Source organism: Modestobacter altitudinis, from assembly GCF_005930475.1.
In the GTDB taxonomy this organism is placed as follows: domain Bacteria; phylum Actinomycetota; class Actinomycetes; order Mycobacteriales; family Geodermatophilaceae; genus Modestobacter; species Modestobacter altitudinis.
Map to the genome: position 1 here is coordinate 26,700 of NZ_SJEW01000050.1, position 9,089 is coordinate 35,788.

At 72.8% G+C, this 9,089-nt stretch carries 8 protein-coding genes; 2 read left to right on the plus strand and 6 right to left on the minus strand.

Translation table 11 applies throughout. The annotated features are described in order from the left end of the window. Nucleotides 1-22: 22 nt before the first annotated feature. On the plus strand, nucleotides 23-964 hold the full coding sequence (locus tag FHL79_RS17220; RefSeq protein ID WP_138759806.1) for a proteasome assembly chaperone family protein: 942 nt from the start codon (nucleotides 23-25) through the stop codon (nucleotides 962-964). A 48-nt stretch (nucleotides 965-1,012) separates the two neighbouring features. On the opposite strand, the gene FHL79_RS17225 is transcribed toward FHL79_RS17220, so the two are convergent. Beyond that, the gene (locus tag FHL79_RS17225; RefSeq protein WP_138759807.1) at nucleotides 1,013-1,369 is read right to left on the minus strand and encodes a nuclear transport factor 2 family protein; all 357 of its coding nucleotides are present in this window, start codon (nucleotides 1,367-1,369) and stop codon (nucleotides 1,013-1,015) included. Between the two features lie 473 nt (nucleotides 1,370-1,842). Between FHL79_RS17225 and FHL79_RS17235 the strand changes: the two genes are divergently transcribed. After that, nucleotides 1,843-3,090: a globin domain-containing protein gene (locus FHL79_RS17235; RefSeq protein WP_138759808.1), complete on the plus strand. Its 1,248-nt coding sequence runs from the start codon at nucleotides 1,843-1,845 to the stop codon at nucleotides 3,088-3,090. 129 nt (nucleotides 3,091-3,219) lie between these two features. On the opposite strand, the gene FHL79_RS17240 is transcribed toward FHL79_RS17235, so the two are convergent. The 5 genes from FHL79_RS17240 to ku form a co-directional block, all read right to left on the minus strand. Continuing rightward, a complete protein-coding gene (locus FHL79_RS17240; RefSeq protein WP_138759809.1) occupies nucleotides 3,220-4,884 on the minus strand; it encodes a catalase in 1,665 nt (554 codons plus the stop codon). Next, the gene (locus tag FHL79_RS17245) at nucleotides 4,881-5,360 is read right to left on the minus strand and encodes a Fur family transcriptional regulator (protein ID WP_138759810.1); all 480 of its coding nucleotides are present in this window, start codon (nucleotides 5,358-5,360) and stop codon (nucleotides 4,881-4,883) included. The genes FHL79_RS17240 and FHL79_RS17245 overlap by 4 nt, the downstream gene beginning before the upstream one ends. Before the next feature lie 124 nt (nucleotides 5,361-5,484). Then, complete coding sequence (gene ligD / locus FHL79_RS17250; protein WP_138759811.1) at nucleotides 5,485-6,408, minus strand: non-homologous end-joining DNA ligase; 924 nt, start codon at nucleotides 6,406-6,408, stop codon at nucleotides 5,485-5,487. Further along, nucleotides 6,405-7,871, minus strand: a complete 1,467-nt coding sequence (gene ligD / locus FHL79_RS17255; protein ID WP_138759812.1) for a non-homologous end-joining DNA ligase — start codon at nucleotides 7,869-7,871, stop codon at nucleotides 6,405-6,407. Before ligD (FHL79_RS17255) ends, ligD (FHL79_RS17250) begins: the two co-directional genes overlap by 4 nt. A gap of 3 nt (nucleotides 7,872-7,874) precedes the next feature. Continuing rightward, nucleotides 7,875-8,867 carry a non-homologous end joining protein Ku gene (gene ku / locus FHL79_RS17260; protein WP_138759813.1) on the minus strand — a complete coding sequence of 331 codons (993 nt, stop codon included), beginning with the start codon at nucleotides 8,865-8,867 and terminating at the stop codon, nucleotides 7,875-7,877. Nucleotides 8,868-9,089: the final 222 nt, after the last annotated feature.

Genomic DNA, 9,089 nt, shown 5'->3' on the forward strand with positions numbered 1-9,089 from the left:
ATCCACCTGGGAGGACGAACCCGTGCCGCAGCGACCGGAGGACCTCGTCGAGGTGCTCCCCGACGCCGAGCCGCTCCTCGCCCGTGAGGCCGCGGTCTCGTCGCCCGAGGAGCGCGCCGGACTGGTCCTCGTCCACGACCTGGCCGGTGAGTTCGACGCCGCCCACGCCGGCGCCCTCGCCGGGGCCCACCTGCTCGACGCCCTGCCCGCGACGCTGATCGCCCGGTTCGACGTCGACGCGCTGGTCGACTACCGCGGTCACCGGCCCCGGATGGTGTTCAGCGGCGACCGCTACGAGTCGGTGGTCTCCCCCGAGATCGGGCTGTGGGCGCTCGAGGACGACGGCGGCACCCCGTTCCTGCTGCTGCACGGCGTCGAGCCGGACTTCGCCTGGGAGCGGTTCATCGCCGCGGTGCAGCAGCTCGTCGACCGGCTGGGCGTGACCTCGGTGGTGGCGCTGCACGCCATCCCCATGCCGGTGCCGCACACCCGCCCGGTCACCGTCACGGCGCACGCCACGCGCCGCCAGCTCATCGAGTCCTACCCGGTCTACTGGGGCGAGATGCGCATCCCCGGCAGCGTGGGCGCACTGCTCGAACTGCGGCTCGGCGAGGCCGGGGTCGACGCCCTCGGCGTCGCCGCCCACGTCCCGCACTACCTGGCGCAGGCCACCTACCCGGCCGCCTCGCTCACGCTGCTCGAGCACCTGGAGACGCTGACCGGGCTGCACGTGCCGACCGAGACGCTGCGCGAGGCCGCAGAGGCCAACCGCACCGAGGTCGACGAGCAGATCGGCCGGTCCAGCGACAACACCGCCGTCGTCGCCGCGCTGGAGGAGCAGTTCGACTCCTTCACCGCGGCCCGCGACGACACGGGGCTGCTCGGCTTCGGCGGCGAGATGCCCAGCGGCGAGGAGCTCGGCGCGCAGATCGAGCAGTTCCTGGCCGAGCAGGACGGCGAGTAGCAAAAGGACCCCGCTGCCCCCCACCGCTCGCAGGCTCGCGGCGGGCCCCTACAGCGGAGCCTGATCCTCCGGGTCGCCGACGTCCATCCGGCGGACCCCGGCCGCGTCGAGGGTGTAGGTGTGCAGGACGAAGGCGTGGCTGAGCAGGTCGCCGTCGGAGTCCCGCACCACCTGCTCGACGAGCACCTCGACCCGCCCGTCCGGCAGCTCACGCACCCGGCGGGGTGTCACCTCCAGGTCGACCACCTCCCACTGGCCCAGCCAGTAGGCGCGGACGGCGTCGGCACCCACCACCCGGGTGCCCCGCATCGCGTCGGGCCAGTCCACGTCCGGGGCGAAGTGGGTCAGCACGGCGTCGATGTCGCGGCTGGTGAAGGCCTCGTACAGCGCGGCGATGCGGTCCATGGCGGGACGGTACCCAGCCACCGCCCGACCGCTCGGGCACCGTCAGCCGAGCAGCACCCGGGCGACGGCGAGCGCATGCGGGTCGACCGGCGGCTGCGCGGCGGCCCGCAGCCAGCCGGCGAGCGGACCCGCGACCGCCGGGGAGAGGGTGCGGATCCACTCCGCCGTCCGCGCCCGGGCCTCGCCACGTGCTCGGACCCGCCGCCGGCGGACACGGCGACCACCTCCGGACGCGAGGCCAGCAGACCGCGGACGGTCCAGCCGCCACCGGTCGTGCGCGCGGCGAGCACCTCCAGCCGGTCGGCGGCAGCGAGCAGCAGCTCCACGTCCGGGTCCGCCATGCGCCCAGTGTCGTCGATCCCGGAGAGCGGGTGGACCTGCGCCGGCCCCCGCAGCGGGCGAGACTCGAGGTCACCCTGACCCGGCGGCTCTGGGCGGGGAACGGAACAGTCGACCCCACCGAGGAGCGACCCATGCTGTCCAACCGATCACGTCCGGTCATCGAGGCCACCCTGCCCGTCATCGGCGACAACATCGAGGAGATCGCCCGACGCTTCTACGCCCACCTGTTCGGCGCCCACCCGGAACTGCTGGACGGCACGTTCAACCGGGGGAACCAGGCCGAGGGCACCCAGCAGGTCGCGCTGGCCGGGTCCGTCGCGGTGTTCGCCAACGCGCTGCTGGAGAGCCCTGAGCAGGTCCCCGAGCACCTGCTGGCCCGGATCGCGCACAAGCACGCCTCGCTGGGGATCACCCCGGCCCAGTACGAGGTGGTGCACGAGCACCTCTTCTGGGCCATCGTCGACGTGCTGGGCGAGGCCGTGACGCCGGCCGTGGCCGAGGCCTGGGACGAGGTCTACTGGCTGATGGCCTACGCGCTGATCAACATGGAGCGCGGGCTGTACAGCTCCCGCGGCGTCCGGCCGGAGACGGTCTGGCGGGAGTGGGAGGTGACCCAGAAGATCGCCGAGACCGCCGACGTCACCACCTTCCGGGTCCGGCGCACCGACGACCGGCTGGTCAAGACCTCACTGCCCGGCCAGTACGTCACCGTGAAGGTGCAGATGCCCGACGGTGTCCACCAGCCGCGGCAGTACAGCCTGACCCGCGCCGACGACGGCGAGCACCGGCAGTTCTCCGTCAAGCGGGTCCGCGGCGGCGACGGGCCGGACGGCGAGGTCTCCGCCCTGCTCTGCGACCGGGTGCAGGTGGGCGACGTGCTGACGCTGTCGCTCCCCTTCGGCGACGTGGTGCTCGACGACTCGGGCCGCCCGGTGGTCTTCGCCAGCGCCGGGATCGGCATCACCCCGATGGCCGGCATGCTCTCGCACCTCACCGCAGCCCGCTCCCGGCTGCCGATCACCGTGCTGCACGCCGACGCCGACGAGGCGTCCTTCGCGCTGCGGGACCAGGTGTTCGGCGACGTCTCGCGGCTGCCGCACTCCACCATGCACGTCTGGTACGAGCGCGGGGCGCACACCGACCTGCCGGTCGACGGGGTGCACGCCGGGACGATGGACCTGGACGACGTCGCCCTGCCCGAGGGCGCCGCGTTCTACCTGTGCGGCCCGCTGCCGTTCATGCGGTCGGCCCGCAGCGCCCTGCTGGAGCGGGGGGTGCCGGCGCGCGACATCCAGTACGAGGTCTTCGGCCCCGACCTGTGGCAGGCAGACCTGGCGACCGAGCCCACCCCGGACGCCCACCGGGTGCCCGCCCGCTGACCACCCCGCACAGCACTGCGGGCCGCGACCGGAGTCCGGTCGCGGCCCGCAGTTCGGCCCCGCTGCAGGGTCCCGCCGCGAGCGTGCGAGTGGCGGGGGGCAGTGAGGTCCTTTCTCAGCCCCGCTGGCTCACTTCGCCAGGACGACGTGCTCGTTGGGCACGCAGTGCGTCATCGTCAGGCCGGTGACGTCGCGCGGGCCGTTCTTGCCCAGGTTGGCGGCGCGCTGCAGCTCCGCCTCGGTGAGCGTCTGGGTCTGCAGCGGCTGCAGGCCACGGACGTCGTCCGCGCTGATCCCCAGGCCGTCGCCGACCCGCTGGCCCAGCTCGTCCTCGGCCATGAACAGGTGCCAGACCATCCGCTCCTGGATCTCCCGGTCGCACTGGGAGATGCCGTCGACCAGGTTGGCCACCAGGTCGTCCTTCTCCCACTGCTCCGACAGCAGGTAGCGCTGGCCGGCCTGCGTGTAGTCGTCGGTGCGGTCGATCCGCTTGCGGGTGAGCCGGCCGGTGATCTCCGGGCCCTGCTCGTCGTGCGTCGGGTACTGCGCCTCACGCAGACCGCCAGTGATCGACGGCTCGTAGTTCACGTGCGGGTTGGTGCCCTCGACGCGGTCCTGGTGGAAGGCCATCTGGCCGTCGCGCTGGTTCGTGGCGACCCGGGTCCGGGGCGCGTTCACCGGCAGCTGCAGGTAGTTCGGGCCCACCCGGTAGCGCTGGGTGTCGGAGTAGGAGAACGTCCGGCCGACCAGCATCTTGTCGTCGGAGAAGTCCAGCCCGTCGACCAGCACGCCGGTGCCGAAGGCGATCTGCTCGCTCTCGGCGAAGAAGTCCTCCGGCGCGCGGTTCAGCGTCAGGGTGCCGACCTTGCGCAGCGGGAAGTCGTTCTCCGGCCACGTCTTGGTGTCGTCCAGCGGGTCGAAGTCCAGCTCCGGGTGGTCGTGGTCGTCCATCAGCTGGACGTGCAGGTCCCAGGAGGGGAAGTCGCCGCGCTCGATGGCCTCGTAGAGGTCCTTCGTGTGCACGCCCAGCTCCTTGCCCTGCGCCACCTCGGCGTCGGCCTGGGTCCAGGACTTCACGCCCTGCTTGGGCAGCCAGTGGTACTTCACCAGCTTGGTCTCACCGGCGGCGTTGACCCACTTGTAGGTGTTCACGCCGAAGCCCTGCATGAAGCGGTAGCTCGACGGCGTGCCGCGCGGGCTCAGCACCAGCGAGATCATGTGCATGGCCTCGGGCGACTGCGACCAGAAGTCGAACACCCGGTTGGCGACCTGGCGGTCGAAGTTGACCGGGTCGGGCTTCTGCGAGTGGATGAAGTCGGGGAACTTGATCGCATCCCGGATGAAGAAGACACCCAGGTTGTTGCCGACCAGGTCCCAGTTGCCGTCCTCGGTGTAGAACTTCACCGCGAAGCCCCGCGGGTCACGGGTGGCCTCGGAGGAGTCCCGACCACCGGCCACGGTGGAGAAGCGCAGGGCGACCGGGGTCTCCTTGCCCTTCTCCTGGAACAGCTTGGCGCGGGTGTAGGTCGAGATCGGCTCGTCGCCGACGGTGCCGTCGGCCACGAAGACACCGAACGCGGTGGCGCCGCGGGCGTGCACGACGCGCTCGGGGATGCGCTCCCGGTCGAAGTGGCTGATCTTCTCGAGGAACTGGTAGTTCTCCAGCGTGGCCGGGCCACGGGCACCCACGGTGCGCTGGTTCTGGTTGTCGTAGACCGGGTGGCCCTGACGGTTGGTCAGGATCGGCCGGTCGGCCTCACTGGCCGCCGGTCCCTGCGATGCGACGTCGGTCATGCGCGAACTCCTCCTCGGATCGAACTGCTGGTGGTGCCTGTTCCGTACCCGTGCTGCCTGCGCGCCACCTGGCAGTCCGCGCAGAGCCCCCAGAAGACGACCTCGGCCTCGTCGACGACGAAGCCCGCTGCGTCCGAGGGGGCCAGGCACGGCGCAGCCCCCACGACGCAGTCGACGTCCGCGACCCGCCCGCACTCCCGGCAGACCAGGTGGTGGTGGTTGTCGCCGACCCGCAGCTCGTAGAGCGCCGGCCCACCGGCCGGCTCGATGCGGCGGGCGAGACCGCTCCCGACGAGCGCCTTGAGCACCCCGTAGACCGCCTGCGGCGAGATCGACGGGTGCACGGCGCGCGCGGCGGTGGCGATGGTCTCGGCGTCGACGTGCGGGCGCTCGACGAGGACGTCCAGCACGGCGAGCCGGGGCCGCGTCACGCGCAGTCCCGCCTGCCGCAGCCGGTCGTCCCAGGTCGTCTCCATCTGCGACCACTCAACGCTGTTCTCTTGAGTAGGTCAAATCAACAGGTGCCGACGTCCCAGCGACTGGGACGTGACCGCCAGGCGACGACGATGGTGCGGTTGCGAGATCGCGGTAGCGGGTACCTCAGCCGCCCCCGGGCAGGTCGGCACGCTGCCGGGTGGTCACGTCGAAGAGGTCGCCGTGCTCCTCGACCCGGCCCAGGACGTCGTCGGTGCGGAACTGGACCGAGGCCGCGTCCCCGCCGTCGCGCAGCGCGTCGACCTCGGTCCACCGCAGCGGCGTGGAGACCGTGGCGTACGGGCGGGCGCGCAGCGAGTACGGCGCGACCGTCGTCTTCGCGGTGTTGTTCTGGCTCCAGTCGACCAGCACCTTGCCCGGACGCAGCGCCTTCTCCATCCGCCAGACGACCCGGTCGGGGGTCTCGCCGGCGAGCCGCTGGGCCAGGTCCTTGGCGTACCGGCTGGGGTGTTCCTTGTCGGCGCACCGGATCGGCGCGTAGACCTGCAGGCCCTTGGAGCCCGACGTCTTCACCACCGGGTCCAGCCCGTCGGCGACCAGCCGCTCGCGCAGCCGGTGCGCCACCCGGGCGCAGTCGACGACGTCGGTGCCCGGGCCGGGGTCGAGGTCGAGGACCAGCAGGTCGGGCAGCCGGGCCGTGCCGTCGTCGTCCACCTGCCACTGCGGCACGTGCACCTCCAGCGCGGCCAGGTTCGCCGACCAGACCAGGTCCGGCACGGCGGTCAGCAGCACCATGTCCAGCGTCTCCCGGCCCCGGGACGAGCCGGGCGTCGGGACGGTCACCGACGCCACCCACTCCGGCGCGTGCCGGGCGCTGTTCTTCTCGAAGAACGCCTGGCCCTCGACGCCGTTCGGCCACCGGGTGAAGGTGACCGGCCGGTGCGCGACGTGCGGCAGCAGCACCGGCGCGATCCGCACGTAGTAGTCGATGACCTGCGCCTTGGTGAACGCCACCTCCGGGAACAGCACCTTGTCCAGGTTGGAGACCTCGAGCTGGCGGCCCTCGATGTGCACCCGCTGACGGCTCACGGCTCGACCACCACGTCGGCGGGCGGGACGTCGTCGCGCAGTCCCCGCCAGGCCGGGTGCCGCAGCCGGCCCTCCCGGGTCCACTGGGTGTACCGCACCTCGCCGACCAGCAGCGGCTCCACCCAGTGCGCGTCGCGGGTGACCTCGCGGGCCAGCGCGTCGGCGAACGGCGAGGACGGGCGCGCGGTGACCAGCCTGCCGAGCTCGGCCAGGGCCGCGGCGGTGAAGCCGGTGCCGACGTGGCCGGCGAAGACCAGCCGCCCGCTGTCGTCGTGCACGCCGACCAGCAGCGAGCCGATCCCGCCGGCCCGCCGACCCTCGCCCGGCCGCCAGCCCCCGACGACCACCGCCTGGGTGCGCAGGTTCTTCACCTTGCGCCAGTCCGGACCCCGGCCCCCGGGGCGGTAGGGCGAGTCCAGCCGCTTGGCGAGGACGCCCTCCAGCCCGTTCTCCAGGCTGGCGGCCTGCACCTGGTCGCCGTTCCCGCGGAACCAGGGGGTGGTGACCCAGCGGTCCGAGACCAGGCCCAGGGCGTCGAGCCGTTCCCGCCGCTCGGTCCAGGGCCGGGTGAGCAGGCTCTCGCCGTCCAGCGCGAGCAGGTCGAACACCAGGTAGGTCACCGGCGACGCCGCGGCCATCCGGGCGACCTCCGGGCCGGTGCGGTGCATCCGGCCCTGCAGCAGCCCGAAGTCCGGCCGACCGCGCCCGTCCAGCGCGACGACCTCCCCGTCGAGGACGGCGTCGTGACCGGCGAGCACCCCGGGCAGCCGGTGCAGCTCGGGATAGGTGCCGGTGACGTCGTTGCCGCTGCGCGCGCGCAACCGCAGCCTCCCCGCCTGCACGTGTGCCAGCGCCCGGACGCCGTCCCACTTGAACTCGTACCCCCACCGCGGGTCGTCGGCGCGGGGCAGCTCGCCGATCGCGGCCAGCATCGGCGGGAGGTCCTCCGGCACCCCGGCCACCGGTGCGGCGGTGACCGGGTCGGCGTCGAGCTTGCGGACGTTCCAGCTGCCGTCGGGCAGCCGGAACACCACGTACCGGCCGGTCAGCCGCTGCCCGTCGAAGGCGACGGTGACGTGGTCGTCGGCCCACTTCTCGGTCGCGTAGCGGCCGGCGTCCCAGATGCTCACCTGCCCGCCGCCGTACTCGCCGGCGGTGATGGTGCCGGCGAACGAGGCGTACTCCAGCGGGTGGTCCTCGGTGGGGACGGCGAGCCGGTTGACCCCCGGCTCGGTCGGCGGGCCCTTGGGCACCGCCCAGCTCCGCAGCACCCCGTCGCGCTCCAGCCGCAGGTCCCAGTGCACCCGCTCCCCGGTGCGCCCGCGCGGCGTGTGGTGCTCGTGGACGACGAACGTGTCGTCGTCGCCGACCGGGAGCGGCTGGTCCGCGCCCGGCACGGGCTCGGCCGTGCGGGCCGGGTCGCGCTTGGCGCGGTAGGGAGCCAGGGGGTCGCTGGGCGCCACGGGTCAGGCGGTCTTGCGGGCCCGGGACGCGCGCTTGGCCGGCTTGGCCGGCTCGTCGTCGGCCGTCGCGGCGGCGGCCTTCTTCGCGGGTGCCTTCTCGGCCGGCGCCTTCCCGGCGGCGGTGGTGGCCTTCTTCGCCGGCTTGCGGGTGCTCTTCTTCGCCGGCGGCGCCTCGTCGGTGTCGTCGTCCGAGCTGTCGTCCGCGCCGGCTGCGGGCGCGTTCCCACCGGCCCGCTCGACGCTGCGCCGCAGCGCGCTCATCAGGTCGACCACCGCGCCACCGCCGTCGTCGGCGGCGTCGGGGCTTGGGCGCACCTCACCGCCGGACTGCTTGGCCTCCAGCAGCTGCTGCATCGCCTCGCGGTAGTCGTCGGTGAACGCCGACGGGTCGAAGTCGCCGGCCATCGTCGAGATGAGCGACTCGGCCATCGCCAGCTCGGCCGCCTTCACCGGCACCTCCTCGTCCAGGAAGCCGAAGCCAGGACGGCGGATCTCGTCGGGCCAGCGCATCGTGTGCAGCACCAGGACGCCGTCGCGCACCCGCAGCGCGGCCAGCGACTCCCGCTGCCGGATGGCGATCTTGGTGATCGCGACCTGGCCGGCGTTCTCCAGCGCGGTGCGCAGCAGCACGTAGGGGCGGGTGGCGACCCCGTCGGGCTCCAGGTAGTAGGTCTTCTCGAAGTGGATCGGGTCGATCTGCTCCTGGTCGACGAACTGCAGCACCTCGATCTCGTGCGTGGTGCCCAGCGGCAGCTGGTCGAAGTCCTCATCGGTCAGCACGACGAGCTGGCCGTCGGGGAGCTCGTAGCCCTTGGCGATGTCGGCGTACTCGACCTCCTCGCCATCGACCGAGCAGACCCGCTTGTACTTCACCCGGCCACCGTCGGTGGCGTGCACCTGGTGGAACCGGATGTCGTGGTCCTCGGTCGCCGAGTACAGCTTGACCGCGATGCTGACCAGCCCGAAGGAGACTGCGCCCTTCCAGATCGACCGCACGCCTACCTCCTGGCCTCGGAGCCGCGGGACCCACGGCCGGTCAAGATCGCAGGATAGGGCGTTCGGGCCCGTCGTGGCAGCGTGAGGAGGCCACGCTGCGTGGTCGACCACCCGGTCGGGTGACCTGGCCAGGCGCCGGCCGCCCCTCTGGGCGGCCACGCAGGGTGAGCGCGACGGCTCAGACGTCCTGGCCGGTCAGGCTCCCGCCGTCCTCTCCCCCGC

Bases quoted from the DNA above. Each gene is read 5' to 3' on its own strand.
- FHL79_RS17225 (WP_138759807.1), bottom strand. From the start codon at position 1,369: ATGGACCGCATCGCCGCGCTGTACGAGGCCTTCACCAGCCGCGACATC.
- FHL79_RS17235 (WP_138759808.1), top strand. From the start codon at position 1,843: ATGCTGTCCAACCGATCACGTCCGGTCATCGAGGCCACCCTGCCCGTC.
- FHL79_RS17240 (WP_138759809.1), bottom strand. From the start codon at position 4,884: ATGACCGACGTCGCATCGCAGGGACCGGCGGCCAGTGAGGCCGACCGG.
- FHL79_RS17245 (WP_138759810.1), bottom strand. From the start codon at position 5,360: ATGGAGACGACCTGGGACGACCGGCTGCGGCAGGCGGGACTGCGCGTG.